The sequence below is a fragment of the Paenarthrobacter sp. NEAU-H11 genome, assembly GCF_050573415.1.
Classification (GTDB): domain Bacteria; phylum Actinomycetota; class Actinomycetes; order Actinomycetales; family Micrococcaceae; genus Arthrobacter.
Genome location: NZ_JBNZGA010000005.1, coordinates 62,113 through 88,606, shown reverse-complemented (window position 1 = coordinate 88,606; position 26,494 = coordinate 62,113). Strand labels below are relative to the sequence as shown.

Genomic DNA, 26,494 nt, shown 5'->3' with positions numbered 1-26,494 from the left:
AGAAACTGTCCGGCCTACGGCCCGGCTCACTGCTGCTGCTCCGACTGGCGGTCCCGCCAGTTGCTCTCCACCGGCCACACGGAAACGCGCTCCCGGACGGAGATGGAAGGCCGCGGCACGGTCTCCACCGGCACCTGGGGGGAATCGGCCAGGACCCAGGTGTCCTTGGATCCGCCGCCCTGGCTGGAGTTCACGATCAGCGAGCCCTCCTTGAGTGCCACGCGGGTCAGGCCGCCCGGGAGCACCCAGACGTTCTCGCCGTCGTTCACCGCGAAGGGGCGCAGGTCCACGTGGCGGGGGCCGAACTTGTCCCCGCTCAGCGTCGGGACCGTGGAGAGCTGCAGCACCGGCTGGGCGATCCAGCCGCGGGGGTCCGCGATGATCCGCTGGCGGAGGGCGTCCAGTTCGTCCTTGGAGGCATCCGGCCCGATAACCAGGCCCTTGCCGCCGGAACCGTCCACGGGCTTGACCACCAGTTCGGCCAGGTTGTCCAGGGTGTACTCGCGGGATTCCTTCTCCTCCAGGCGGTATGTGTCCACGTTTGCGATGATGGGTTCCTCGCTGAGGTAGTAGCGGATGAGGTCAGGGACGTAACTGTAGACCAGTTTGTCGTCCGCGACGCCGTTGCCCACGGCGTTGGCAATGGTGACCCCGCCGGCCCTGGCCGCGTTGACCAGCCCGGGGCACCCGAGCATGGAGTCGGCGCGGAACTGCAGGGGGTCAAGGAAATCGTCGTCGATCCGCTTGTAGATGACATCCACGCGCTGCTCGCCCGCCGTGGTGCGCATGTATACGCGGTTGCCGCGGCAGATGAGGTCGCGGCCCTCCACCAGCTCAACGCCCATCAGTCCGGCCAGCAGGGTGTGCTCGAAGTAGGCGCTGTTGAACACGCCGGGGGTCAGGACGACGACGGTGGGATCGTCCACGCCGGACGGCGCGGTCTTCCGCAGGGCAGAGAGCAGGCGCCGGGGGTACTCCTCGACCGGCCGGATGAGCTGCTGGCCGAACGCCTCCGGCAGGCCCTTGGCCATGGCCCGGCGGTTCTCCAGGACGTAGCTCACGCCGGAGGGAACGCGGACATTGTCTTCCAGCACGCGGAACGTTCCGGCGGCATCACGGACAACGTCGATGCCCGAGATGTGGACCCGCACGCCGCCGGCCGGTTCGAAGCCATGGACCTGCCGGTGGAAGTGCGCGCTGGTGGTGACCAGCTGCCGCGGGATCACGCCGTCTGCCACAACGGTCATCTTGTCGTACACGTCGTTGAGGAACGCCTCGAGGGCGCGTACCCGCTGGGCTACCCCGCGCTCCAGTACATCCCACTCACCGGCCGGAATGACACGGGGAACGATATCCAGCGGGAACGGGCGCTCCTCCCCCGCGAAATCGAACGTCACGCCGCGGTCCAGGAACGTGCGCGCCATTGAGTCGGCGCGCGCACTGACATCGGCCAGGGAGAGCTTGCGAAGGGCGTCCGCCACCTGCCCGTACGAGTCACGGGCCTGTTGCCCGGGGGCGAACATCTCGTCATAGGCTCCGGACCGGCCGGCGGCCACGGAGTAATCCTGGAATAGGTCTGACATGTCCAATAGCCAACCATCTTTTTGTTTCGAATTCATTACTGCCATCCATTGTGGCGTGTTGGCGGAGGTCCCCCTATTCGTGGATTCCGCCCCTTTTCCGGCACAGTAGGTGAGTGCCCGTCAGCAGATCCTTCCGCAACCCCGGTCCGGACCTGCCCGGACGGCCGGAGAGGCTCCTCCCGGGCCTGGCTTCAGCGGCAGTTGCGCTGGCCGCCGCGTTCCTGGTCCATTGGCTGGTGCCCGCGCTGCCGGCCATGACACTGGCAGTGGCCCTGGGCGTCCTTGCCGCGAACCTGCCGGCGGCCGGAGCATGGACAGCCGGCAGGGCCCGGCCCGGACTGGACTTCGCCGGGAAACATCTTATGCGCGGCGGAATCGTCCTGCTCGGGCTGAAGGTCAGCATCACCGACGTGCTGGGACTGGGCTGGCTGTCCCTGGTCCTGATCATTGGCGTCGTGGCGGCGAGCTTCGGCGGGACATACGCCATCTCCCGGCTCTTCCGGCTCCCGCCGGTGACGTCGCTCCTGGTGGCCACCGGGTTCTCAATCTGCGGTGCTTCGGCCATCGGCGCCATGGCGGCCGTCCGCCGGATCCGGCATGTGGACACCGTCCTGCCGGTGGCCCTCGTGACGCTCTGCGGAACCCTTGCCATCGGCGTCCTTCCCCTGCTGGTTCATCCCCTCCGGCTCAGCGCGCCGGTCTTCGGCGCCTGGACAGGCGCATCGGTGCACGACGTCGGCCAGGTGGTGGCCACGGCGCAAACGGCGGGGACTGCGGCGCTGGGCATCGCCGTCGTGGTTAAGCTCACCCGGGTGCTCCTGCTGGCGCCGGTCTCAGCAATAGCCGGCGCGCACCACCGTATCGCCCCCGGGCGGGCAGTTCCCGGGGACGGCGGGAACGCCAAACTGCCGCCGGTGGTGCCGCTTTTCGTCCTGGGTTTCGTCGCCATGGTGGGGCTCCGTTCCACCGGCTGGCTGGCCCCGGAATGGCTGGAGGCAGGTGGCGCACTGCAGGACATCCTGCTCGGCGCCGCGCTGTTCGGGCTGGGGTCCGCTGTCCGGATGCGCACGCTCCTGCACACCGGCGGGCGGGCACTTCTGGCGGCCCTCGCCTCATGGTTCCTGATTGCCGTCCTGGGACTGGCGGCTGCCCTGCTGATCGCCGCATGATTCCGGTCACCCATCCCGTGATTAGATAGCTGGGTGTCACATGAGAATCTGCAGCGCGACGAAGCCGCTGAACGCTCAGTCCTGATCAGCACCACCAGCTACGACGTTTCGCTGGACGTCCGGCAGGCTGCGGACCCGGACGCCGCCGGCTATCCAACCCGCAGCATCATCACCTTCACCGCCGCCGAGTCCGGGGCAGCAACGTTCCTGGACTTCATCGGGGAGGTCCACAGCGTTGTCCTGAACGGCAGGGAACTCCGCGTTGAGGACGTGGCGGACGGCGCCAGGATCAGGCTGGACAACCTGCAGCCCCACAACCAGGTGGCAGTGGCCGGGACTGCCCTGTACAGCCGCTCCGGCGAAGGCATGCACCGGTTCGTTGATCCTGCCGACGGGCAGTGCTACCTCTACACGCAGTACGAGCCCGCGGACGCACGCCGGGTCTTCGCCAACTTCGAGCAGCCCGACCTCAAAGCCACGTACACCTTCCACGTGACGGCCCCCGCCGGCTGGCACGTCGCCTCCAACGGGGCAGAGGTTGACCGGACCGTCCTTCCCGACGACCCCGCCTCGGCACGCTGGGACTTCGCGGCCACGGAACCGATGTCCACGTACATCACCACCGTGCTGGCCGGCCCCTACTTCAAGGCGCAGGACCGCTGGCAGGCAACGCTCGACGACGGGACCTCCCTGGACGTGCCGCTCGCCCTCTACTGCCGCGCCTCCATGGCGCACTCCTTCGACACGGACAAACTCTTCCGGCTCACCAAAGACGGCCTGGACTTCTTCAACCGGCTCTACGACTACCCCTACCCCTGGGGCAAGTACGACCAGGCCTTCGTGCCGGAGTACAACCTCGGCGCCATGGAGAACCCGGGCCTGGTCACGTTCACCGAAAGCTACGTCTTCACCTCGCGCGCCACCGACTCCCAGTACCAGGGGCGGGCCAACACCCTGATGCACGAGATGGCGCACATGTGGTTCGGCGACCTGGTGACCATGCAGTGGTGGGATGACCTGTGGCTCAAGGAATCCTTTGCCGACTACATGGGAACCCTGGGCGTGGACCAGGCCACTGACTGGGACACCGCCTGGGTGAACTTCGCCAACAAGCGCAAGGCGTGGGCCTACCTCCAGGACCAGCTGCCCACCACGCACCCGATCGTGGCGGACATCCCGGACCTCGAGGCCGCCAAGCAGAACTTCGACGGCATCACCTACGCCAAGGGCGCCTCGGTGCTGAAGCAGCTGGTGGCCTACGTAGGGTTCGAGGCGTTCATTGAGGGCTCCCGTGCCTACTTCCGTAAGCACGCCTACGGCAACACAACGCTTGACGACCTGCTGGCCGCGTTGAGTGCCTCCTCCGGGCGGGACTTGGCCGGCTGGGCGCAGCAGTGGCTGCAAACCTCGGGCATCTCCACGCTGTCCCTGGACATCGCAGCAGATGCAGCGGGCGACGACGGCCGGCTGGGCACAGCGGCCATCGTCCAGGAAGCGGTGGACCCGGTCACCGGACGCGAGGAGCTGCGCCCGCACCGGCTCCGCGTCGGCTCCTACAACTTCGACGCCCACGGGGCCCTGGTGCGGACCGGGACGTTCGAGACGGACGTGGCGGGCGCGCGGACCGAACTCCCCCAGCTGTCCGGCCGGCCGCGGCCCGCGCTCCTGCTCGTTAATGACGAGGACCTCACGTACGCCAAAGTCCGGCTCGATCCGGCGTCCGAAGCCACGGTCCTTTCCTCCCTGGACCGGCTCGCCGACCCCATGGCCCGGGCGCTGTGCTGGACGGCGCTCTGGAATTCAGCCCGCGACGGGGAAAGCCCGGCATCACGGTACGTCGAGGCTGTCGCAGCGTTCGCACCTGCCGAAACCGGCATCGGCGTACTGCTGAATGTCCTTGAGAACGCCGGCACCGCCGTCGAACGCTACACGCCCGCCTCCGTCCGGAGCGCCGTACGGTCCTCCTTCCTGGCTGCCGCAGCCGGCGAACTGGACGCAGCCAGGCCCGGCTCGGACCAGCAGCTGGCATGGGCGAGGACCCTGGCCACCCTCAGCCGGCATGATGACGCCATGGCGTCCCGGCTGCGCGGCCTCCTGGACGGCACCGCCGAGGTGGCCGGGCTGGCAGTGGACGCCGAACTACGCTGGCACTTCTGGCATGCCCTGGCAGCACATGGCCAGGCCACGGTGGAAGAACTGGACGCCGAACTCGCCCGGGACACCACGGCCTCCGGACGCGCCGGACATGCCACAGCGATCGCCGCCCGTCCTGGTACGGACGTGAAGGCAGCGGCCTGGACGGCGGCGGTGCACGGGCATGAGCTCTCCAACCAGCTCCTGAGCGCCACCATCAGCGGTTTCATGACGTCCCCCGCGGAGCTGCTGGAGCCTTATGTTGAACCTTATTTCGAGTGCCTGCGCAGCGTATGGGAGAGCCGCAGCATCGAGATCGCCGGCCGGATCGTCCGGGGCCTCTATCCCCTGGCGCAGGACGTGGCGGAGGGCTCGGCACCGGCGGAGCATCCGGTCATCCTGCGCACTGACAAGTGGCTGGCGGACAACGGAGACGCTCCCCGCGCCCTGCGGCGCATCATCGTGGAGCAGCGCAGCCACCTGCTGCGGGCGCTCAACGCACAGGCCGCCGTCGTGAATTCACCATCGATTGCTCCCTAAGTGCCGTTTCGAACCCCCAAAACGACAGTAGGTGGGCCCATGCCGGCAGGGTTCCCTGGCCGAACTTGTGAGGTTAGGGGCCGGCAGGGACAATGGATGGGCTTACGGGACGCGGTGCAGCCAGTCTGCCGTGCCGAACTTGCTGCCGACGCGTTCACGGGCCGCGCCAAGTTCGGCTTCGGTCAGCTGTGAGGGAATTGCGCCGTACCTGCCGGTGAATACCTCGCTCATTGCGGCAATGATGGCGGTGCGTGCCAGGCCGGTCTGGCGCCGGAGCGGGTCCACCCGCTTCTTGGCGCTGCGGGTGCCCTTGTCCGAGAGCTTCTCCTTGCCAATCCGCAGCACTTCGACCATTTTGTCGGCGTCGATGTCGTAGCTCATGGTCACGTGGTGCAGCATGCCGCCGTTGGCGAGGCGTTTCTGCGCTGCCCCGCCGATTTTTCCCTGGTCCGTGGCGATGTCGTTCAGCGGTACGTAGAAGGCGTTGATACCGAGATTCTCCAGTGCCGCCATGACCCAGGCATCCAGGAAGGGATAGGAGTCGGCGAAACTAATGCCGTCAACGAGGGTCTGCGGCAGGTAGAGGGAGTAGGTGATGCAGTTGCCTGCCTCCATGAACATTGCTCCCCCGCCGCTGATGCGCCGGACCACCGTGATGCCGTGCTTCTCCACGCCGGCCGGGTCCACCTCGTTGCGGACCGACTGGAAGCTGCCGATGACCACGGACGGCTCCTGCCAGTCCCAGAAGCGGAGCGTCGGGTTGCGCCGGCCCGCGCCGATTTCCTCTGTGAGGACCTCGTCGAGGGCAACATTGATTTCTGTCGGCAGGACGGTGGGTGCGATGACGTTCCACTGGTGGTCCGCCCACGAGGTCGCCTTCGCGAGGGCACGGCGGACGGTGACCGCGACGGCGTCCGCGGAGAAGCCGAACAGGGCTGCCCCGGCCGGCAGCGAAGCCGAGACGGCGGCGGCAAGCTCGGCCGCCGTCGTCGTGTCAGGCAGTCCGGTCAAGCCACGGTTGATGTCCAGGAGTGCCTCGTCCGGCTCCAGGAAGAAATCGCCGCTGACGCTCACATTGGCGAGCCGGCCGCCAATGACGTCCAGGTCAACCACCACGAGCTTGCCGCCGGGTACCTTATATTCACCGTGCAGGCGGGCGGCGGAAGGATGCTCTGGAACAGGTGTGCCGGTCATGCTTCCATCCTGCCCCAGAAGCGGCGCACCCAAGTAATACGGTGCCGGAACGCAGAAAGCCCGCACCGGTTGCCGGTGCGGGCTTTCCCAAAGAACTTTGCGGAAGTATGTTACTTCTTGCCGCCGAAGCCCTTGAAGCGGGCGTTGAAGCGCTCGACGCGGCCTGCGGAGTCCATGATGCGCTGCTTGCCCGTGTAGAACGGGTGGGACTCAGAGGAGATTTCGACGTCGATGACCGGGTAGGTGTTGCCGTCTTCCCACTCGATGGTCTTCGAGGAGGAAACGGTGGACTTGGTCAGGAACTTCGTGCCGGAAGCCAGGTCGTTGAAAACAACAGCTTCGTACTTCGGGTGGATATCAGACTTCATAATGGGACCTTTGTTCGCACAACTGGATTTTGCCAGCTGCCAGGCATGAATGGGATGGCCGCGTTCTGTGCGGTGAAGCGCAGGGCAGCCAGCTATCAATCATAGCGGATAACCATGGTGCCCGCGAACGGGGTGCCCGGCGTGGTCCCGGGGGCGCAGCTCCCAGAACGCCACCGCCGATGCGGCCGCAACATTCAGGGAATCCACGCCGTTGCGCATGGGTATCTTGACGGCGAGGTCGACGGCGGCGAGGGTCTCAGGGCTCATTCCGGCACCTTCGGTGCCAAGCACCAGGGCGAGTTTTTCCGGGTTCCGGGCAGCCACCGCGTCCACGTCCTCCGCGTCCTTGGTGAGCTCCAGCGCCGCGACCGTGAAGCCGTGGTCCTTGAGCAGGAGGAGGTCCTGCGGCCAGCCGGTCAGCCGGGCCCACGGCACCTGGAAGACCGTGCCCATGCTCACCCGGACGCTCCGCCGGTACAGCGGATCGCCGCAGCGGGGTGAGACCAGGACGGCGTCGATGTCCAAGGCGGCTGCCGACCGGAAGATGGCGCCCACGTTGGTGTGGTCCACGATGTCCTCGAGGACGGCCACCCTGCGTGCACCGGCCAGCAGCTCCGGCAGCGGGACCGGAGCCGGGCGATGCATCGCCGCCATGGCCCCGCGATGCAGGTGGAAACCGGTGATCTCCTCCAGCAGGGCGGCGCTGCCAATGAAGGCGGGGACCTCCGGGTGGGCGGCCAGGACGTCCTGGAGGTCGTCCAGCCACTTCTCCGCCAGGAAAAAGGACCGCGGCTGGTGTCCGGCGGCCAGCGCCCGGCGCAGCACGCGGGAAGACTCGGCAATGTACATGCCTTCAGCCGGCTCCCGGAGCTTGCGCAGGTGCACGTCAGTGAGCTGCGTGTAGTCGGAGACCCGGGGGTCCGCGGCCGATTCAAGATAGTGGATTGTCACCGGGTGATTATTTCAGCAGATTGGCGATCATGAATCCGAGGGCCACCAGGCCCAGGACAAGGATCACGGCCCGCAGCACCGTGGGTGGGAGCCGGCGGCCCACTTTGGCCCCTATGAGACCGCCGATGCTGGAGCTCACGGCAATCAGCAGCACCACAAGCCAGTTGATCCGGTCGAACGCGAACAGCACGTAGGACACCGCGGCCACCAGGTTCACGCCCAGGACCAGGATGTTCTTCATGGCGTTGGCGTTCTGGATGGTGCCCGTCAGGAAGACGCCCAGGATGCCCACCAGCAGGATTCCCTGGGCCGCAACGAAGTAGCCGCCGTACACGCCGGCGAGGTAGACCAGCACCACCAGGAGGATGCCGTGCCCCTTGTCCCGTACGGCGTGTTCCGGGTTCGCCTCCCGGGTTCGCACCCAGGCCTGCAGGCGGGGCTGGAAGACCACCATCAGGAGGGCCAGGACAATGAGGACGGGCGCTACGTAGTGGAATACCTCTTCGGGGAGGTGCAAGAGAAGCCAGGCGCCGGAGATGCCGCCCAGGAGCGAGGCCGGCAGGAGCCTCATCAGCTGCCGTCCGCGGCCCTTCAGCTCGCGCCGGTAACCGAACGCTCCAGCCGCCGTGCCGAAGACAAGGCCCATGGCATTGCTCATGGAGGCCACCACAGGGGCGACCCCGAGGGCGATGAGCACGGGGAACGTCACCAGGGTGCCGGAGCCCACGACGGCGTTGATGGTGCCGGCCCAGAGGCCGGCGATGGTCACAAAGATGCTGCTGAGAAGATCCAAGGTGCTGCAGTGCCGCCTTAGCGGCGGGCGACGGCGGTGTACCGGCCGGCGTTGACGCTCACGTCCAGGTCCAGCCCGAAAGTCTTGCTGAGGTTTTCGGCGGTCAGGACATCCGTGATCACACCCGCGGCGACCACGCCGCCGTCACGCAGCAGCATGGCGTGCGTGAAGCCCGGCGGGACTTCCTCCAGGTGGTGCGTCACCAGGACCATGGCCGGCGCGGCCTCGTCCTGTGCGAGTTCCCCAAGCTTGTGGACGAGTTCCTCGCGGCCACCAAGGTCAAGGCCGGCCGCCGGTTCATCAAGCAGCAGCAGCTCGGGATCGGTCATGAGGGCACGGGCGATCTGGACACGCTTGCGCTCCCCCTCCGACAGGGTGGCGAAGGTCCTGTTGAGGAGCGGGCCCATCCCCCAGTCGTTGAGCAGTCGGAAAGCCCGCCGCTCGTCGTCGCGCTCGTAGCCCTCGCGCCAGCGGCCGGTGACACCGTAGGCGGCGGTGACCACGACGTTGAGGACCTTCTCCTGTTCAGGAATCTGGGTGGCCAGCGCGGCGGAGGAAAGCCCGATCCGGGGGCGGAGCTCGAAGACGTCCGTGCGCCCGAGGATTTCGTCAAGGATGCCGGCCTTACCGCTGCTGGGGTGGAGCCGGGCTGCAGCGATCTGCAGGAGCGTCGTCTTGCCGGCGCCGTTGGGTCCGAGGATCACCCAGCGTTCGCCTTCATTGACCTCCCAATCGACTTTGTCCAGCAGGGTCTTTTTGCCGCGGACAACGCTGACGGAAGCCAATTCCAGAACATCACTCATAGGAGTAGACACTAGGACAAAAAAGAGGCCGACTGATAACCGGCGCAGGTAACAGCGAAACCCTGGATGGGCAGCTTCCCCGCATGCCCGTCATGCCAGTTGAGTGAGGACCAGCGGACCGGATCCGGTGACGGCTATGGTGTGCTCCGAGTGCGCGGTCCGGCGGCCGTTGGAACTGCGCAGCGTCCACCCGTCCGGATCGGTAACGAGCTTGCTGGTGCCGTCCATGACCCAAGGTTCTATGGCCAACAGCAGTCCCGGGCGAAGCACGTATCCGCGGCCGGGTTTACCGGTATTAGGGATGTGCGGGTCCTGATGCATGGTGCTCCCGACGCCGTGCCCGCCGAACTGGGTATTGACCTGGAACTGTGCCGCTTCAAGCACCGAGCCGATGGCGTGGGAGATGTCTCCGATCCTGGCTCCCGGCTGCGCTGCGCCGATGCCGGCCAGGAGGGCCTTCTCGGTGGTTTCGATCATGTGCCGGTCTTCGGGCGCGGACGAATTCCCTACGACGAAGCTGATTGCCGAGTCCGTCACCCATCCGTTGACACTCGCGGCGAAATCGAGCGTCAGCAGGTCCCCGTCGATCAGCACGTAGTCATGGGGCAGCCCGTGCAGGACGGCGTCGTTCACGGACGTGCAGATGACTTTCCCAAAGGGGCCGCGCCCAAATGAGGGGGCGTAGTCGACGTAGCAGGAGCGCGCGCCCGCGGCCTGGATCATGGAGGCAGCCCAGTCGTTTATTTCCAGGAGGTTCGTTCCCGGCCCGACTCTCTCCCTCAACGCCGCCAAGGTCTTCGCCACGAACTGGCCCGAAACACGGGCCTCGTCAACCTCGCCGGGCGTGAGCAGCTCAATCATGGGTTCCTCCAGGTGCGACCGTTTTTGCTGTCCGCTTGCCACCTTTCAGCAGCCGTGAAATGAATTCAAGGGACCCCTCCCCCGCTGGCTAAGATTGCAGGCATGACTTCGAACGTGACTGCGGTCAGCTACGGCCTGAATGTAACCACAACCGGGCTGGAGCAGCTCCGTTCCATTTTCACCGCGCACGGCGCCGCCATTCTGTCAGAGGCAAGCCTTGGCGACGAGCGGTACCAGGTCCACGTCGCGGACCTGGCGCTCCCGGATGCGACGGCCGCCGGACTTGCCGCCCTCCGCCATGCCCTGGCCGGGGCCTCCATCGGCGGGTTGGACACCGCCCTGGTCCCTGCCGGCCTGCGGTCAGCCGAACGCAAACTCCTGATCATGGACGTGGACTCCACCCTGATCCAGCAGGAGGTCATCGAACTCCTGGCCGCCTACGCCGGGAAACGCGAAGAAGTGGCCGCTGTCACCGAAGCCGCAATGCGCGGGGAACTGGATTTCGCCCAAAGCCTCCACGCACGGGTGGCAGTCCTCGCGGGGCTTCCGGCCGACGTCGTCCACTCCGTCCGCCAGGAAGTGAAGCTGAGCCTGGGAGCCGGGGAACTGGTTTCCGCCTTCAAGGCTGCCGGCCACGTGGTTGCAGTTGTGTCGGGCGGCTTCAACCAGATCCTGGAGCCGATCGCCGATGAGCTGGGCCTGGACTACTGGCAGGCGAACGAGCTGGAGATTGTCGACGGCGCGCTGACGGGCAAGGTGCTCGGCGCCGTGGTGGACCGGGCAGCCAAGGAAAAATACCTGCGTGAATGGGCAGCAGCGGAGGGCATCGCGCTGGAGCACACGGTGGCCGTGGGTGACGGCGCCAATGACCTGGACATGCTCGGTGCGGCCGGCATTGGCATCGCTTTCAACGCCAAACCCGCCGTTCGCGCCGTGGCTGACGCCGCCGTCAACATGCCGTACCTCGACGCCGTCCGGTACGTCGCCGGCGTCTGAGCGGCGCCTCCCCTTAAACGCCGGATGGCACGTCGCGCCGCAACGTGCCATCCGGCGTTTTGGCTGGGGCCTAGCTCGTGGCCTGGCCGGCGCCCTTGCCGAAGTAGTCTGCCCCGCCGGCGTATTCGGTGTGGCCGGATTCGACGTCGGCGGTGACCATGCTGGCCACCACTTCGGCAAACTCCTCCACGGAGTACAGCTTTCCGGCTTCAGCGCGGCGGGCCTCGATGGCACCAGGCGTGGAGCGGTCCAGGAGCGTTGCGGTGACGGTGCCCTCGATCATGTCGCCGGACACAACCACCAGGGTGATGCCTTTCTCGGCGAGGCCGGGAATGAGTTCGCGCAGGGCGTCCTCCCCGGCGCGCTTGCTGCGGGCAACGGGCTCGTAGGCTTCCATCGTGGGCACGGTGTTGATGAAGTGGGCCTGGTGGCTGGTCACGAACACCACGCGGGAGCCTTCCTGCATCAGGGGCACGGCGGCGTTGAGCATGTTGATTTGGGCGTCGCGGTTCAGCTTGAGCGCGTAGTCCTCGCCCATGCCGGTTTCCATGCCGCCGGAAGCGTTCAGCACCAGGATGTCCAGGGACCCGAAGTTCTCCATGGCGGCGCTGGCCAGGGCCTGCACGCCCTCCTGGCTGGTGAGGTCGGCGCCCACGGCCACGGCGCGGCCGCCGGCGGCCTCGATGCCCTGCACCACCTTGTTGGCGCGCGGTGCCTTCTGGCGGTAGTTCACCACGACGGCGGCGCCCTCGCGGGCAAGGTTCTTGGCTACCTCCGCGCCAATTCCGCGCGAGGATCCGGTCACGATGGCAGTCTTGTTATCCAGCAGTCCCATGCGGGCTCCTTTGTCTGAAACGTCTAAATTGCTGATGGCCTGCAGTCCATCATGCCAGCGCCCCCGGCCAATTCCCTTGTGTGACCTACACAAAGAAGCGCCGGGCTGCTAGTTCGCCGGCGCCGGTCAGTGCCCCATGCCCAGGCCGCCGTCGACGGGGATGACAGCTCCGGAGATGTAGGCGGCCTCGTCGCTGGAGATCCAGCGGACCACGTTGGCTACCTCGGAGGCCTCGGCAAAGCGGCCCGCCGGGATGCTGGAAAGGTAGTCCTTCCGGGTGGCGTCGGGGAGTTCGGCAGTCATGTCCGTGTTGATGAAGCCCGGGGCGACGACGTTGGCCGTGATCCCCCGCGATCCAAGCTCACGCGTCAGGGAACGGGCGATGCCCACAAGGCCTGCCTTTGACGCCGAGTAGTTGATCTGGCCGGGAGCCCCATACAGGCCGGACACGGAGGAGATCAGGACAACGCGGCCCTTGCGCAGCCGGATCATGCCCTTGGAGGCGCGCTTGATGACGCGGAACGCGCCGGTGAGGTTGGTGTCGATGACGGACGTGAAGTCGTCCTCGCTCATGCGCAGCAGCAGGGTGTCCTTGGTGATGCCCGCGTTGGCCACCAGGACCTCCACGGGACCGTGCGCCGCTTCCACTTCCTTGAAGGCGGCGTCCACCGAGGCCTCGTCCGTGACGTCGGCCTTGACCCCAAGGATCCCCTCCGGGAGTTTCGATTCGCTGCGGTAGGTGACGGCAACCTTGTCGCCGTTGGCCAGGAACGCCTCGGCGATGGCCAGGCCGATGCCGCGGTTGCCGCCGGTGATGAGGACGCTGCGGGGGGCGGTGGCTGCTTCAGTCATGGAGGGGCTCCGGTATTCTGCGGCGCGCTGGGGCCGCGGTAGGTAGGGGTAATTTGACTGACTTCGATCTTAGCGTCCGGCCCGGCCCGGGTTTGGGTGCCACTGCCGATGGTGAGAGAATTGAGCTAAGCCTTTGGAGCGTGATGAATCACCGTGACCCTTGAAAACCATGCGGGACAATCCGCGACTGGAGAACCCGGCCGGTTCTCCGGCGATGCGGAAGTCCATAGCATCACGGATGCTGCGGCGGCCCATTCCGAGGATATGCGCCAGCGCATGATCAAGTACGCGCTGGCCATGGGTATCCGCATGGTGTGCCTGATCCTGATCTTCGTGGTGGACGGCTGGTTCAAGATTATCGCGGTGGCCGGAGCCGTGTTCCTGCCGTGGATTGCGGTGGTCATAGCGAACGGCAGCGACAAGGCGGAGGGGCACAGTGACCTGCTGCTGGACTCCGCGCCGCTGGCGGAACTCGAGAGTCCCCCCGCACGCTCGGCCAATGACGAACACGGCAACGAGGTCCTTCAGGGCGAACTCATCAATGACGACGACGAAACAACAACCGGGCAGGAGCGGAGGGCATCATGAGTATTTTCGACTTCGCGGCGGGAACCGATCCCACGCTCGCGGAATCCGCTGCCATCTGCTCACGCAAGGCCTGCCGCTCCGAGGCCTCCTGGCAGCTCCTGTGGAACAACCCTAAAATCCACACCCCCGAGCGGCGCAAGACCTGGCTCGCCTGTGCGGACCACCGGGAATGGCTGGAAGACTACCTCCAGACGAGGGGGCTGTGGAAGGAAACCCTGCCGCTTGAGGACTACCGGATCTTTGGTGCCCCGGAGCAGGACAGCTGAATGTACCGTTTCCTCTTTTCCAGCAAGTGGCTGGGTTATCTCCTGCTGGCCGCAATCTTCGCCACCGCCTGCGTGTTCCTGGGCCGCTGGCAGATGGACCGCCGCGCCGAGACCCTCGCCGAGATCAACCGGGTGGTGACCAATTACTCTGCGGCGCCCATTCCGTTCGAGGACGCCAAAGGACAATTCAGCCGGCTGGATTCCGCCTTGGAGTGGACGCAGGTGGAGCTGCGGGGCACCTATCTTGTTGACGGCCAGCGCGTGGTTCGGAACCGTCCGCTCAATGGCCAGCCTGGCTACGAAGTGGTGGTCCCGTTCCGGCTGACCACGGGTGAAACCGTCGTGATCGACCGTGGGTGGCTGCCCATCGGCAACAGGAATCCCGGCAGCCCCGACTCCGTGCCGGCGCCCCCTCCAGGTGAGGTGACCGCCGTCGTCCGCTTGAAGCATCCCGAGCCTGAACTCAAGCGCGGCGCCCCCGACGGCCAGCTGGCGTCCATCGACCTTCCCGCCTACTCCGCCCAGCTTGGGTACCCGCTGCTGACCGGAGCCTACGGGCAGCTCGCCTCCGAGACTCCCCCGGCCGCCGAGATGCCCATGGCGTTCCCCAAGCCTTCCACAGAGGAAGGCACGCACCTTTCCTACTCGCTGCAGTGGTTCGCGTTCGGCGTCCTGATGTTTGTCGGTTTCGGTTACGCCGCCCGCCAGCAGGCGCGCAACGCGGCCATTGACGCAGAGGACGACGATGCGTTTGCGGACGGCACGCCCCGCGCGGCGGCCGGGGCACCACGCCGTCGTCCGTCACCTCCCAGGAAGCGGAAGAAGGCGACATCCGAGGAAGAGGAAGACGCACTCCTCGACGCCCAGGGGTACTGACGGATGACGGAGCACGACGGCGGCCCGGTGGTCCTGGTGCGCGCGGCCCTGGTGGCTGCCGGAGTTGGGGACACCGTGCGGACTTTTCCGGCGGGCGTTCCGACGGCGTCCGCGGCAGCTGAGGCGCTCGGCTGCGACCTCGCAGCGATCACGAACAGCCTGATCTTCGACCTCAATGGGGAGCCCCTGCTGATCCTTGCCAGTGGGGCGGCACGGGTGGACACAAGGCTGGTGGCCGGGCAGCTGGGTGAAGGCAGAATCCGCCGCGCCTCCCCCGAGTTCGTCCTGCAGCATACCGGCCAGGCGGTAGGCGGAGTGGCCCCGGTGGGCCACCCGGAAAAGATCAGGGCCCTCTTGGACAGCTCCCTCAAGAAACAGGAACTCCTCTGGGCCGGAGCAGGAGACCACAACTCAATGTTCAGCATCACGTATGCAGAGCTGCGAAGAATCACCGAAGCCAGGGAACTGAAGGTGCGCTGACACAAAAGGTGTCCGGGGCACAAGCGCAGCGGCGTGGGCGATTTATGTAGCGTGCGTCAAAGGCAACGAAGGAGCCAGCACGCGGGAAATCGCCCACGCCGCGAAGCGGACGCAACCCACCGGCGTCGCGCAGCGAACGCAAGCCGCACCGCGGCGGGACTAAGCCAGCGTAATCAGGTCCAAATAGTCTTCATTCCAGTGATCCTCGATACCGTCCGGCAGCAGGACGACGCGCTCAGGGTTGAGGGCCTCGACAGCCCCCTCGTCGTGGCTGACCAGGACGACGGCTCCGCTGTAGTTCTTGAGGGCCCCGAGGATTTCGGCACGGCTGGCGGGGTCGAGGTTGTTGGTGGGCTCGTCGAGGAGGAGCACGTTGGCACTGGAGGCCACGATGGTGGCCAGGGCGAGGCGCGTCTTCTCGCCGCCGGAGAGGACGCCGGCAGGCTTGTCGACGTCGTCGCCGGAGAACAGGAACGAGCCCAGGATGCCGCGCACCTCCGCGTCCTTCATGTCCGGTGCAGCGGAGCGCATGTTCTCCAGGACGGTGCGCTCGACGTCGAGGGTCTCGTGCTCCTGCGCGTAGTAGCCCACCTTCAGGCCGTGCCCGGCAATCACGTCACCGGTGTCGGGCTTGTCCACGCCCGCGAGCATCCGCAGCAGGGTAGTTTTGCCGGCACCGTTGAGTCCCAGGATGACCACTTTGGAGCCGCGGTCGATGGCCAGGTCCACGTCAGTGAAGATCTCCAGGGAACCGTAGGACTTGCTGAGGCCCTCGGCGGTAAGCGGGGTCCGGCCGCACGGCGAGGGATCCGGGAAGCGCAGCGCTGCCACCCGGTCCTGCTCGCGGACAGCCTCCAGGCCGCTCAACAGGCGCTCGGCGCGCTTGGCCATGTTCTGGGCGGCAACGGCCTTGGTGGCCTTTGCCCGCATCTTGTTAGCCTGGTCGAACAGCACCTGGGCCTTCTTCTCGGCATTGGCCCGCTCGCGCTTGCGCGCACGTTCGTCGGTTTCGCGCTGCGTGAGGTAGCGCTTCCAGTCCATGTTGTAGAAGTCGATCTGCGCACGGTTGGCATCCAGCAGGAACACCTTATTAACGGTGGCTTCGAGGAGTTCAGTGTCGTGGCTGATCACGATGAGCCCGCCCTGGTGGTTTTTCAGGAAGTCACGGAGCCACGCGATGGAGTCGGCATCGAGGTGGTTGGTGGGCTCGTCGAGGAGCATGGTCTCCGCATCCGAGTACAGGATGCGCGCCAGTTCCACGCGGCGCCGCTGGCCACCGGAAAGGGTCTTGAGCGGCTGGTTCAGCAGCCGGTCCGGCAGGGCGAGGTTGGAGCAGATAGCTGCGGCCTCGGCTTCAGCGGCGTAACCGCCGGCCGCCAGGAACTCGGACTCGAGCCGGTCGTAGCGGTTCATTGCCTTGCGCTGCACGGCAGCATCCTCGCTGGCCATCTCTTCGTGCGCCAAGCGGAGCTTGCCGACGGCGATGTCCAGGCCCCGGACGGACAGGATCCGGTCCCGCGCGAGCTGCTCCATGTCCGGCGTGCGCGGATCCTGGGGAAGGTAGCCGATTTCACCGGTGCGGGTAACTTTGCCGGCTGCCGGAAGCCCTTCGCCCGCGAGCACGCGGGTGAGCGTCGTCTTCCCGGCACCGTTCCGGCCCACCAGCCCGATCTTGTCTCCCTTGTCGATGCGGAAGCTCACCTGATCCATCAGGAGCCGGGCGCCGGCACGCAGTTCGAGGTCCTGGACAGTAATCACAGCAGGTAAAGCCTTTCACAGCAGGGATAAGCCGCAGCCCCAAGTATCTGTGATGGGCGTGGGCGGCAATGGCCGGAGAACGGCCCATCCAAGTCTACCGTTCAACGCGCCGGGGAGGGCTACTTCGAGACGGGTCTCACGGACTGGAGTACCCGGACCATGGCTGTCACGTTCGAAGGCACGACGGGAACCGCTATGTCCACTAGGAATTGTCCGGCGCTGCTAGCGCTTGGATGTTCACCCTGCCGCGTACACGCGGACCCAGTCAACCCGCATCTCGCCGGCTCCGTCGGCACTGCTGTCAGGGAACCAGTCCAGTTGTAAGGTCTGATGCATCGGACCGGGAGGCTGATGTGCAGGGTCGGTGTCTTCGAACCACTTTATGCCATCGACATAGCCGACGATCCCGCGCGACGACCAGTCGACCGCGTAGTTGTGAAACTGCGTCACATCCAGGGGCTTGGACGCCGCGGTCTGTAAGTTCGAGCATCCATAGTGGTGGAAGAACTGGATGACGTTCCAGTCGCCGGTCGTCTCTGCATAGTCAATCTCGCCGTCACACGGCCAATTTTCACTGTCGGGCCACAGGATGGACACCAGGTGGTATTCGTTATCACCGGACCCGGCCGCCCGGACTTCCCACCGCCCGTACTTCTGGTTAGCAAATTTGGCGCCCATCCCGGCAGTCGTGCCATCCGGAGTTCCGGTCATGACCATTGTGGACCCGTTCACGGTTACCTGCTGTGGACTCCGGAGACCGTTTCCTGCGTGGCCGGCACTGTTGTAGACATTCCACTTCGCGGCATCGGGCGCGCCGGAATAATTGAACTCGTCCCCGGCCACGCTCGCGCCCCACCCCTGGACTACGGCCGCCTCGGTGGAGGTCACCGTGTCAGGCGCTGTCGTCACCACAAGTTTTGGGCGCAGGGCGGAGTTCGACGATTCCCTGGACTTAAACCCGATCCACTTCTGCGCGTTGCTTTCCAGCTTGAAGTTTTGCTCGCCGCCCTTCGGATTGACGCCCTTCGTTACATCCCATTCAACCCAGGAGCCGCTCGCGAATCCGCCGGCCTTCCCGAGCCATGTCCCGCGTGCCGGTGCGTTATTCCACGTGACGCCCCTCTCGGTCCAGCCGCCAGATGTAGTAAAGGCGTCAACGAACTGTGTGGAATTTGCAGATGCCTCGGAATACGCCCGAAGTTTGGCTGATACGACATGTTCTCCTGCGGGCACCAGCACGGAGAATCGTAGGAGCGAGTTCCGCCAGATATACGCCCGGCCTTCCGTAGATAAACGGATGCTGGTCCCAAAGTTCGAATTCGCTTTGTCGGCCTGCACGTAAGTATCCATGACTAACGAGGTTGTCGCTGCGGCGCTTGCGGATGTCGGAGTGATAATTGCGAACATAATCAGAATGGACGAAGCAACCGCTGCGCATTTACGCCGGAAGTCAATGCCACGCCGGTTCTGCTGAGTTTGCAGCGCTTGAACGCTCGTAGCCTTCATGGTCGTCGCTGTTTCTACTAGGGATTTGATGTACCGGCTGCCCGCGCGAGTGTCGACCCCAGAAACAACGACGGCTAAATGCGAGTTATCTCAAAGCGTAAGCCTGGAACAATAACGGAGCAATCGATCCCCTATACCCAAGTTTTTGGGACTGACAAAACACCTATACCTAATGGGTGAAATGGGTGATCGCCCTTATTCTTGCCTGGTCCGGCCGCGCGTAGGCTTCCCCTACGACGCTGAATGCTGCTGGGGGCCTGGGGCGTCCGTATCGGACATCCGGTGCATTTATGCAGCACCGGCCAACGGATAGGAAGTCCATGGCTCACACGGTTGCTGCTCGACGCACGCGGGCCGCTGGCGGATCCTTGCGCCACGCTCCCACGCTGTTCCGGATCCTGCTTGTTGCGGTTTTAGCCGCCGCCCTCGCAGGCCTCAACGTACTCATCGCCCCGCAGGCGCATGCGGCGGACGTCCTCGTGGTTCCGTCGGGAGAGACAACACCCGTTCCGAGCTCCAGTGACGCGGCAGACGACACCGCGATCTGGATACACCCCACGGATCCGTCGCAGAGCGTGGTGATCGGCACAGACAAGTTAAGTACTGGAGGAGTGGGGGTCTACGACCTGTCCGGGCGCCAGCTGCATTTCTACCTGCACGGCAGCATGAACAACGTCGATCTCCGGTACAACTTTCCGTTGGGCAGTGAGCGCGTCGCCCTCGTCGGCGTGACGGAGAGGAATGTGGAGTCGACCGGCGTTCGGTTCTACAAGGTGAACGTCGCGGACCGGTCCCTGACAGAGGTGGGGCGCATCAGCACTCCAGGCAGGCCCCGCGGCTTTGGAATGTATCACTCCCCGGCGTCGGGGAAGTACTACGCCTTTGTGCATGACTTCAATACGAATGTGATTACCCAGTTCGAGTTGGATGGCGCCAACGGATCGGTTCGCGGGACAGCGGTGCGTTCTTTCGACAATGGCGACAGCTCCGAGGGTATTTCCGCAGATGATGAGCTGCAACGTTTATACGTGTCCGAGGAGAAAGTCGGCCTCTGGCGCTACGGAGCTGAGCCGGGGGACGGCTCAACCCGGTCGCTCGTGGACCGCACGGTGGCGACCGGCGGACGAATAGTGGAGAACGTCAAAAACTCCGCCATTTACTATGGCCGGCAGGGGACCGGGTATCTGATTGTGTCGAGCCAGGGCGGATCCAACTTCGTTGTCTACAACCGCGGTGACAACGCCTTCGTCGGCTCCTTCAAGATCGTCGCTGGAGGCGGCGTCGACGGTGTCAATGGTCAAGACGGGATTGATGTCACCAATTTCCCACTTGGACCCTCCTATCCCGCTGGTCTTTTCACGAGCCAGGACCACAACAACACGGATGCGGGCAACGGTAACAGCGGTAACCAAAACCACAAGCTTGTCTCCTGGCAGCAGATTGCCGATGCGTTCAGCCCCCGCCTGCTTGTGGACACTACTTTTGACCCGCGGCAAATAGGAGCAGAGGGCGGAGGCGGCGATCCCGTACCGGACACCACCCCGCCCGATACATCGATTACAGGTGGTCCGTCAGGGACCAGTGGCAGCACTTCGGCCGAGTTCACCTTCACTGCCACGGAGCCCGGGACCTTCGAGTGTGCCTTGGATGGAGGTGCCTTCGAGGGATGTGCCTCGCCGAAGAGATACGCTGATCTCGCGGTTGGCTCGCACGTCTTCACGGTGCGGGCGACCGACGCGGCCGGCAACGCGGACCCGACTCCCGCGGAGCGAACGTGGCTGATCGACACCACGGCGCCGCAAACGGAGATCTTGACCACCACAGCGGACGCTTATGTTTCAAGCGGGGCGGCGACGGCGAATTACGGGACGGCGCCGAAGCTCTCTGTGGACAACAGCCCGGTGGAGAATGCCTACCTTAAGTTTGATATGTCGGCACTCGCAGGAAGAACGATCGTGAGCGCGAAGCTCCAGATTCGGGCAACGACCAGCGGCTCAGTGGGAACCCAGAACGTCAGGCTGGTTACGGACGACACCTGGACTGAGAGCGGCCTCACGTACAGCACGAGGCCGGCCCTGGGCACCAGCGTCCTGGGCACCGCCGGACCCGTCTCGTCGAACACCAATTATGAAGTGCCACTGACTGCGTCAGCTCTGCAGGGCGAGCTCGGCGGAATCCTCTCGCTTGGCATCAACACCACCAGCAATGACGGGGCTGACTTCGGCTCAAGAGAGACAACCACCCCACCCAGGCTGGTGCTCCAGCTGGGATCGGGCACGGGGACCCCGCCCGGAGATACCACCGCACCTACGGTGACCTCGGTGACTCCTGCAGAAAATGCAGCAGACGCAGCGGTCACCGGCAATGTCACGGCTACGTTTTCGGAGGCAATGGACTCGACGACGGTCAACAACACGACGTTCACGCTGGCCGAGGGAACTTCAACCACTCCTGTGAATGCGGTCGTGACCCTCAGCGACAACACCGCCACGCTGGATCCCACCGCCAATTTGAATCCTGGTACGCAGTACACCGCGAGGGTCACCGGGGCGAAAGATTCCTCCGGAAATGCAGTCATTGCCAAGACGTGGACTTTCACCACAGCCGCGGCTACGACGCCCCCGGAGACGGTGACGGTGACGTTGACGGCCACAGCGGACGCTTATGTTTCCAGCGGGGCGGCGACGGCGAATTACGGGACGGCGCCGAAGCTCGCCGTGGACAACAGTCCGGTGGAGAATGCCTACCTGAAGTTTGATGTGTCGGCGCTCGCAGGAAAGACGATCGTTAGCGCGAAGCTCCAACTGCGGGCGACGACCAGCGGCTCAGTGGGTATGCAGAACGTCAGGCTGGTTACGGACGACACCTGGACTGAGAGCGGCCTCACGTACAGCACAAGGCCGGCCCTGGGCAGCAGTGTGCTGGGCAGTCTCGGACCCGTCGCGTCGAACACCAGCTATGAAGTGACGCTGAGTGCGTCAGCTTTGCAGGGCGAGCTCGGCGGCATCCTCTCGCTTGGCATCAACGCCACCAGCAGCGACGGGGCCGACTTCGGCTCAAGGGAGACAAGCACCCCGCCAAAGCTGGTGCTTCAGCTGCAATAACCGTAGGAGCTCACAGCTCACAGAACCCATCGCGGCCCCCAGGAACCAGAACCGTTACTGGCATGAACGGTGGGCCAGTTGTGCCCAGACCTCATCCGCCGGGGCCTGCTTTAGTAGGGCCCCTACAAAATACCCCCTGCCCTGCCCCGGTAACGTCGGGACTACACCAGATCCCGCTTGTACTACCCCGACAGGACCACCATGAGCAACACCGACACTGCCGTCAGCAATACCGGCAAGACCAAGCGCCACCGCTGGAACGCCACCGACCTGGGCCTGATTGCCGTCTTCGCCGCCCTCGTGGCCGGCGCGGCCCTCGTTCCCGGCCTTGCCGTGAACGGCTTCGGCGTCCCCATCACCTTCCAGACCCTTGCCGTGATGCTCACCGGCCTGGTGCTCGGCCCCGGAAGGGGCTTCGCCGCCGTCGGCCTGTACACCCTGCTGGGCCTCGCCGGCCTTCCGATCTTCAGCCAGGGCCGCAGCGGACTGGGCATCCTCGCCGGTCCGTCCGCCGGCTACATCATCGCCTTCCCCATCGCAGCTTTGGTCGTAGGCTGGCTCGCCACCTTGGTGATCCGCCGCACCACCAAAGTCCGTGCCCTCTGGCTCTTCCTGGCCGCCATGGCCACCAGCGTGCTGGTGGTGCACTCGCTCGGCGTCGCCGGCATTGCCCTGAACACCAAGGCAACCCTGGCGCAGGCATTCGTAAGCGACCTGGTCTTCTACCCCGGAGACATCGTCAAGAACATCCTCGCCGCCATCATCGCCGTCGCCCTCCACCGCGCATTCCCGGACATCCTGGTCCGCCGCGTCCGCCGCAGCACCGTCCAGACCACCGAAGCCTAGGAACAACCGCCATGCCTTCCGTGACCTTTGACAAGGCAACAGTCGCCGTCGAAACGGACCACTCCCCTGAGCCCAAGGTCCTCCTCGCCGACGTCAACCTCGAACTCACGGAACGGCGCGTGGGCGTCATCGGCGCCAACGGCTCCGGGAAGTCCACGCTGCTGCGGCTGGTCAACGGCCTCATCCAGCCGACAGCGGGCAGCGTTGCGGTCGACGGCGAGGACACAGTACGTGCCGTCCGGAAAGTCCGGCGGAACGTCGGCTTCGTCTTCACCGATCCCCTCTCCCAGCTGGTGATGCCCACCGGCCGGGAGGACGTGGAGCTTTCGCTGCGCCGCTCGGTGAAGAACGGCACCGAGCGGCGCAGTCAGGCCGAAGCGGCCCTCGAGCGGATGGGACTGCTGCATCTGGCGGACCAGAGCATCTACGAACTCTCCGGCGGCGAGCGGCAGCTGATGGCCCTCGCGGCCGTCCTGGCGGTGAACCCCCAGGTCCTTGTGCTCGACGAACCCTCCACCCTCCTGGACCTTCGCAACCGGGAGCTTCTCCGCAGGACCCTGGCGGGGCTGGACCAGCAGGTCATCATGTCCACCCACGACCTTGACCTTGCACTGGAGATGGACCGCGTACTGGTCATCGACCAGGGAAAAGTCGCGTTCGACGGTGCCCCGGCGGAAGCGGTGGCAGCGTACCGCGCCCTGTGCATGGAAGGCCTCCGTGCCACGGAGCCGGGCGTCCGATGAGGGGGCACGGCTTCCTCCTGGCCAACTACGTGCCGGGGAATTCACTGCTCCACCGGTCACCGCCCGCGCTGAAGTTCCTCCTGGTGTTCGGCTGCGGCCTGGCCTCGTTCATCATCCAGGACTGGCTCATCTCGGCGGCGGTACTTGGCGGACTCTGCGGCCTCTTCCTGCTCACCGGTGCGGGCCTGAAACGGCTCTGGGGAGCAATCCGCCCGCTCGCCGCCGTCCTGCTGGTCATCGGGCTGTTCCAGTGGTGGCAGCTGGGAGCCCCGACTGCGGCCAGGATCGTCCTGAACATCGTCATCTGCGTTGTGGCGGCCTCGCTGCTCACAGCCACTACGCCGGTGCAGCAGCTCCTGGATGGAGTAGTCAGGGCAGCCACGCCCTTCAGGAGGTTTGGTGCCGATCCCGAGCGGTTCGCCCTCACCATCGGCATCATGCTGCGCAGCATCCCCTACATCGCCGGCACCTTTGCCGACGTCCGGGATTCCGCCCGTGCCCGGGGCCTGGAACGAAATCCGAGGGCCCTGATCCTGCCCGTCTTCATCACCTCGGTGGCTTTCGCCCGCCAGACGGGCGAGGCGCTTGCCGCCCGCGGCCTGGGCGAAGCGGAGGACTGAAGCCCGGGAACTTCCTAGAGGCGCTCGTACTGCAGCAACGCTGCCGTACCCATGCCTCCGGCGCTGCTGATCATGGCCAGTGCCAGGCTTCCCGGCGCCGTGTTCCTGCGCGCCTGGGCGAGAAGCCGCGTCACCAGGACAGCGCCGGACGCACCGTACGCATGGCCCAAGGCCAGCGCCCCGCCGTCGAGGTTTACCCGCTCACCGTCAATCCCCAGCAGGTCCAGGCAGGCAAGCGTCTGTGAGGCGAAGGCTTCGTTGAACTCCACCAGGTCCAGCTCTCCGGCGCCCACCTGCGCGGCACCGAGCACGTTATTCGCCGCGGCGGCGGCACCGACGCCCAGCACCTCGGGGTCCACTCCTGCCGTCCCGCCGCCCAGCACCAGCAGCGCGTCCGCCGCGCCCAGTTCCCGCGCCCGCTGAAGGGATGTCAGGACGACGGCGGAGGCGGCGTCCGCGTCGAAGCATGAGTTCCCCGCGGTGACAGTTCCTCCCTCCACGAAGGCGGCCGGGAACCGGGACATCACCGCGGCGTTCAACCCCCGCCGTGGACCATCGTCAGCAGCAACAGTCCCGGCGGCGGTGTCCAGCGGAACCAGCTCGCCGTCGAAATACCCTGCTTGAGAGGCGCCAAGCGCCAGCCGGTGGCTCCGGAGCGCGAAGGCGTCCTGCCGCTCCCGGCTGACACTGAACTTCTGCGCCACGGTTTCCGCGGCCACGCCCATGTCCGGGTCCCCGAAGGCCGCCGGCACAAACTGGGCCCGCCGGTAAAACTCCGGGCTGCCGTCGTCGTTCCTGTACGCGCGCAATGGCGCCGTACTGGTGCTCTCCACTCCTCCGGCAAGGAACAGCGGACCACCGCCCGCTGCCACCAGCCGTGACGCGAGGACGATCGCGTCCAGCCCCGAACCGCACTGGCGGTCCACGGAGATGCCGGGAACACTGACGGGCATTCCGGCCTCAAGCAGGGCCAGGCGCGCCACATTTCCGCCGCCGCCCACGGCGTTGCCGATCACTACGTCGGCGACGGCACCGGGCTCAACCCCGGCGCCGGCCAGAAGGCCGCGCAGGACAGGCGCCAGCAACTCGTGGGCGCGCAGTTTCCGGAGGGCGCCGTTGGTGCGGCTAACCGGCGTCCGCAGGGCCGCGATGATGACGGGTTGCCGGTCCGGAGGGAGCTGGTCAGCCGCCAAGGCTGCGTACCCTCGGGTCCCGGGACTCTATCCAGTCCAGCAGCAGGCTCCTGCTGACCTTGCCGCGGTCCGTGGCGGGCAATTCTGCCAGCAGGTAGTACTGGAGCGGCCGCTTGTCCCGTGCCAGCAGCTCTTCGAGTCCGGCCCGGAGCTGCGTTGCCGTGACTGCCCCATGGGAGGGGACGACGCCGGCCACCACCCTTTGGCCGCGAAGGTCGTCGGGCATTCCGGCAGCCACGGCGGCGGAGACCCCGGGCACCGCTGACAGTGCCAGTTCAACCTCGTGCGGATAGACGTTCCTGCCGGCCGTGAGGATCATGTCCGCGCGGCGGCCCAGGATGTGCAGTTCCCCCTCGGCGAGATACCCTTGGTCCCCCACTGTGAACCAGCCGCCGAAGGACTTCAGGGCCCGGCCGTCGTCGCCCCAGAGGTAGCCGTTGCTGACCATCGGGCTCCGGACGCAGATGTTCCCGGCGTCACCGTCCGGGAGGGGCATGCCGGCGTCATCGAGGATCCGGACGTCCACGCCCGGGAAGGGCCGGCCAATTCCGGTGCCGCCGTGCACGGCAGGCTGGCGGGCCGGCAGCCCGGCCCCGGACACAAAGCTCAGCTCCGAGGCGCCGTAGTACTCGAAGATGGTGGCGTTCGGGGCCCAGCGGCGCGCGGCTTCCAGCGTCCGCGCGTCCAGCTTCGAGCCTGCACAGATGATGGTGCGGACCCCGGAAGCGTCCACGCATCCGGTCAGGCCGCGCTCGCTGAGCATCCTTAGCATGGTGGGCACCAGCACCAGCCTGGTGACGCGGTCATGCGCGATGGCGGTATGGACGTCCCCGACGTCGAAGGATTCGAGGGTCTGGAACTCGGACCCCGCATAAAGGCACTCTGCCAGGGCGTAGAGGTTGAGGCTCGCGGCGAGCGGCCCCGGCGCCAGCGTCACATCATCCTGGCGGAGCCCAAAGAACTCGATCGAGGCGTCGAAGGATTCCTGCCAGGACCGCCGGGAGCGCGTGAAGGCTTTGGGAACCGAGGTGGTGCCGGACGTCAGTCCGATGAGGAAGGTGCCCTCCGGCACGCCGTCCGCCAGCTCATCGTCCGGGGACACCGGTGCCGGAAGTGCGGATGCTTCGACGCGCCGCCTGATGTCCTCCTGCAGCTGGGCGGGCCACGCCGGGTCGAGGACGGCGCACTGGCGCCCGCCCGCCACCGCCGCGGCGAATTTGGTGGCGAAGTCAACCGAATTGGCCTCACAGAGGGCCGTGACGGACTTGGCGTGGGCTACCAGCGCGGCGGCGGAATCCCGGAACTCCAACCAGGAAAGGCGCCGTCCTGCAATCACGACGGCGGTGTCGTGCGGCCGTTCATCGGCCCAGCGCTGGATTCGGTTGAGGAAAGGCATCGCATCAACTTTACCGGCCGGCACGGATTGAGCCGCGGGC

General features: G+C 65.9%; 24 protein-coding genes. 11 read left to right on the top strand and 13 right to left on the bottom strand.

The annotated features are described in order from the left end of the window. Window positions 1–26: 26 nt before the first annotated feature. Window positions 27–1,583, bottom strand: coding sequence for a circularly permuted type 2 ATP-grasp protein (locus tag ACQ3DC_RS08360; RefSeq protein WP_157242336.1), 1,557 nt, complete (start codon window positions 1,581–1,583; stop codon window positions 27–29). Between the two features lie 113 nt (window positions 1,584–1,696). On the opposite strand from ACQ3DC_RS08360, the gene ACQ3DC_RS08355 reads away from it, so the two are divergent. After that, a complete protein-coding gene (locus ACQ3DC_RS08355; RefSeq protein ID WP_430751983.1) occupies window positions 1,697–2,752 on the top strand; it encodes a YeiH family protein in 1,056 nt (351 codons plus the stop codon). 33 nt (window positions 2,753–2,785) lie between these two features. Further along, window positions 2,786–5,425, top strand: coding sequence for an aminopeptidase N (pepN, locus tag ACQ3DC_RS08350; protein ID WP_430751982.1), 2,640 nt, complete (start codon window positions 2,786–2,788; stop codon window positions 5,423–5,425). Between the two features lie 102 nt (window positions 5,426–5,527). On the opposite strand, the gene ACQ3DC_RS08345 is transcribed toward pepN, so the two are convergent. From ACQ3DC_RS08345 to map, 6 genes are all read right to left on the bottom strand, one after another. Further along, complete coding sequence (locus tag ACQ3DC_RS08345) at window positions 5,528–6,619, bottom strand: lipoate--protein ligase family protein (protein ID WP_430751981.1); 1,092 nt, start codon at window positions 6,617–6,619, stop codon at window positions 5,528–5,530. Window positions 6,620–6,729: 110 nt separating this feature from the next. Next, window positions 6,730–6,987: a type B 50S ribosomal protein L31 gene (locus ACQ3DC_RS08340; RefSeq protein ID WP_066275740.1), complete on the bottom strand. Its 258-nt coding sequence runs from the start codon at window positions 6,985–6,987 to the stop codon at window positions 6,730–6,732. Between the two features lie 99 nt (window positions 6,988–7,086). Continuing rightward, window positions 7,087–7,938, bottom strand: a complete 852-nt coding sequence (locus tag ACQ3DC_RS08335) for a TrmH family RNA methyltransferase (RefSeq protein WP_430751980.1) — start codon at window positions 7,936–7,938, stop codon at window positions 7,087–7,089. Between the two features lie 7 nt (window positions 7,939–7,945). Beyond that, window positions 7,946–8,731 (bottom strand): sulfite exporter TauE/SafE family protein, encoded by a 786-nt coding sequence (locus tag ACQ3DC_RS08330; protein ID WP_157242338.1) that lies wholly within the window; start codon window positions 8,729–8,731, stop codon window positions 7,946–7,948. Window positions 8,732–8,748: 17 nt separating this feature from the next. Then, window positions 8,749–9,534, bottom strand: a complete 786-nt coding sequence (locus ACQ3DC_RS08325) for an ABC transporter ATP-binding protein (protein ID WP_157242339.1) — start codon at window positions 9,532–9,534, stop codon at window positions 8,749–8,751. A gap of 90 nt (window positions 9,535–9,624) precedes the next feature. Next, window positions 9,625–10,395, bottom strand: coding sequence for a type I methionyl aminopeptidase (gene map / locus ACQ3DC_RS08320; protein ID WP_430751979.1), 771 nt, complete (start codon window positions 10,393–10,395; stop codon window positions 9,625–9,627). 102 nt (window positions 10,396–10,497) lie between these two features. Between map and serB the strand changes: the two genes are divergently transcribed. Further along, window positions 10,498–11,391 (top strand): phosphoserine phosphatase SerB, encoded by an 894-nt coding sequence (serB, locus tag ACQ3DC_RS08315; protein WP_157242341.1) that lies wholly within the window; start codon window positions 10,498–10,500, stop codon window positions 11,389–11,391. 70 nt (window positions 11,392–11,461) lie between these two features. Here the strand turns inward: serB and ACQ3DC_RS08310 are convergent, their stop codons facing one another. Then, entirely contained in the window at window positions 11,462–12,226 is a 765-nt protein-coding gene (locus ACQ3DC_RS08310; RefSeq protein ID WP_157242342.1) for an SDR family oxidoreductase, read from the bottom strand. Between the two features lie 126 nt (window positions 12,227–12,352). Then, window positions 12,353–13,078 (bottom strand): beta-ketoacyl-ACP reductase, encoded by a 726-nt coding sequence (locus ACQ3DC_RS08305; protein WP_157242343.1) that lies wholly within the window; start codon window positions 13,076–13,078, stop codon window positions 12,353–12,355. Between the two features lie 153 nt (window positions 13,079–13,231). Between ACQ3DC_RS08305 and ACQ3DC_RS08300 the strand changes: the two genes are divergently transcribed. Genes ACQ3DC_RS08300 through ACQ3DC_RS08285 form a run of 4 tightly spaced genes read left to right on the top strand, consistent with a single transcriptional unit; the run spans window position 13,232 to window position 15,288 of the window. Beyond that, complete coding sequence (locus ACQ3DC_RS08300; RefSeq protein WP_321216201.1) at window positions 13,232–13,666, top strand: DUF3099 domain-containing protein; 435 nt, start codon at window positions 13,232–13,234, stop codon at window positions 13,664–13,666. Continuing rightward, window positions 13,663–13,932, top strand: coding sequence for a hypothetical protein (locus ACQ3DC_RS08295; RefSeq protein ID WP_323057174.1), 270 nt, complete (start codon window positions 13,663–13,665; stop codon window positions 13,930–13,932). The genes ACQ3DC_RS08300 and ACQ3DC_RS08295 overlap by 4 nt, the downstream gene beginning before the upstream one ends. Then, on the top strand, window positions 13,933–14,808 hold the full coding sequence (locus ACQ3DC_RS08290) for an SURF1 family cytochrome oxidase biogenesis protein (protein WP_157242345.1): 876 nt from the start codon (window positions 13,933–13,935) through the stop codon (window positions 14,806–14,808). A 3-nt stretch (window positions 14,809–14,811) separates the two neighbouring features. Continuing rightward, complete coding sequence (locus ACQ3DC_RS08285) at window positions 14,812–15,288, top strand: YbaK/EbsC family protein (protein ID WP_321216199.1); 477 nt, start codon at window positions 14,812–14,814, stop codon at window positions 15,286–15,288. Window positions 15,289–15,447: 159 nt separating this feature from the next. On the opposite strand, the gene ACQ3DC_RS08280 is transcribed toward ACQ3DC_RS08285, so the two are convergent. Together ACQ3DC_RS08280 and ACQ3DC_RS08275 are read right to left on the bottom strand one after the other, a co-directional pair. Then, window positions 15,448–17,046 (bottom strand): ABC-F family ATP-binding cassette domain-containing protein, encoded by a 1,599-nt coding sequence (locus tag ACQ3DC_RS08280; protein ID WP_321216198.1) that lies wholly within the window; start codon window positions 17,044–17,046, stop codon window positions 15,448–15,450. Between the two features lie 237 nt (window positions 17,047–17,283). Beyond that, entirely contained in the window at window positions 17,284–18,453 is a 1,170-nt protein-coding gene (locus ACQ3DC_RS08275; RefSeq protein ID WP_430752052.1) for a DUF7594 domain-containing protein, read from the bottom strand. Window positions 18,454–18,872: 419 nt separating this feature from the next. On the opposite strand from ACQ3DC_RS08275, the gene ACQ3DC_RS08270 reads away from it, so the two are divergent. From ACQ3DC_RS08270 to ACQ3DC_RS08255, 4 genes are all read left to right on the top strand, one after another. Continuing rightward, complete coding sequence (locus tag ACQ3DC_RS08270) at window positions 18,873–21,656, top strand: phytase (RefSeq protein ID WP_430751978.1); 2,784 nt, start codon at window positions 18,873–18,875, stop codon at window positions 21,654–21,656. Window positions 21,657–21,857: 201 nt separating this feature from the next. Continuing rightward, a complete protein-coding gene (locus ACQ3DC_RS08265; protein WP_321216195.1) occupies window positions 21,858–22,502 on the top strand; it encodes a biotin transporter BioY in 645 nt (214 codons plus the stop codon). Between the two features lie 11 nt (window positions 22,503–22,513). Next, window positions 22,514–23,245, top strand: a complete 732-nt coding sequence (locus ACQ3DC_RS08260) for an energy-coupling factor ABC transporter ATP-binding protein (protein WP_421093093.1) — start codon at window positions 22,514–22,516, stop codon at window positions 23,243–23,245. Beyond that, complete coding sequence (locus ACQ3DC_RS08255; protein ID WP_430751977.1) at window positions 23,242–23,865, top strand: energy-coupling factor transporter transmembrane component T family protein; 624 nt, start codon at window positions 23,242–23,244, stop codon at window positions 23,863–23,865. The genes ACQ3DC_RS08260 and ACQ3DC_RS08255 overlap by 4 nt, the downstream gene beginning before the upstream one ends. A gap of 14 nt (window positions 23,866–23,879) precedes the next feature. On the opposite strand, the gene ACQ3DC_RS08250 is transcribed toward ACQ3DC_RS08255, so the two are convergent. Together ACQ3DC_RS08250 and ACQ3DC_RS08245 are read right to left on the bottom strand one after the other, a co-directional pair. Beyond that, complete coding sequence (locus tag ACQ3DC_RS08250; RefSeq protein WP_430751976.1) at window positions 23,880–25,058, bottom strand: thiolase family protein; 1,179 nt, start codon at window positions 25,056–25,058, stop codon at window positions 23,880–23,882. After that, the gene (locus tag ACQ3DC_RS08245; RefSeq protein WP_430751975.1) at window positions 25,048–26,454 is read right to left on the bottom strand and encodes a class I adenylate-forming enzyme family protein; all 1,407 of its coding nucleotides are present in this window, start codon (window positions 26,452–26,454) and stop codon (window positions 25,048–25,050) included. The genes ACQ3DC_RS08250 and ACQ3DC_RS08245 overlap by 11 nt, the downstream gene beginning before the upstream one ends. Window positions 26,455–26,494: the final 40 nt, after the last annotated feature.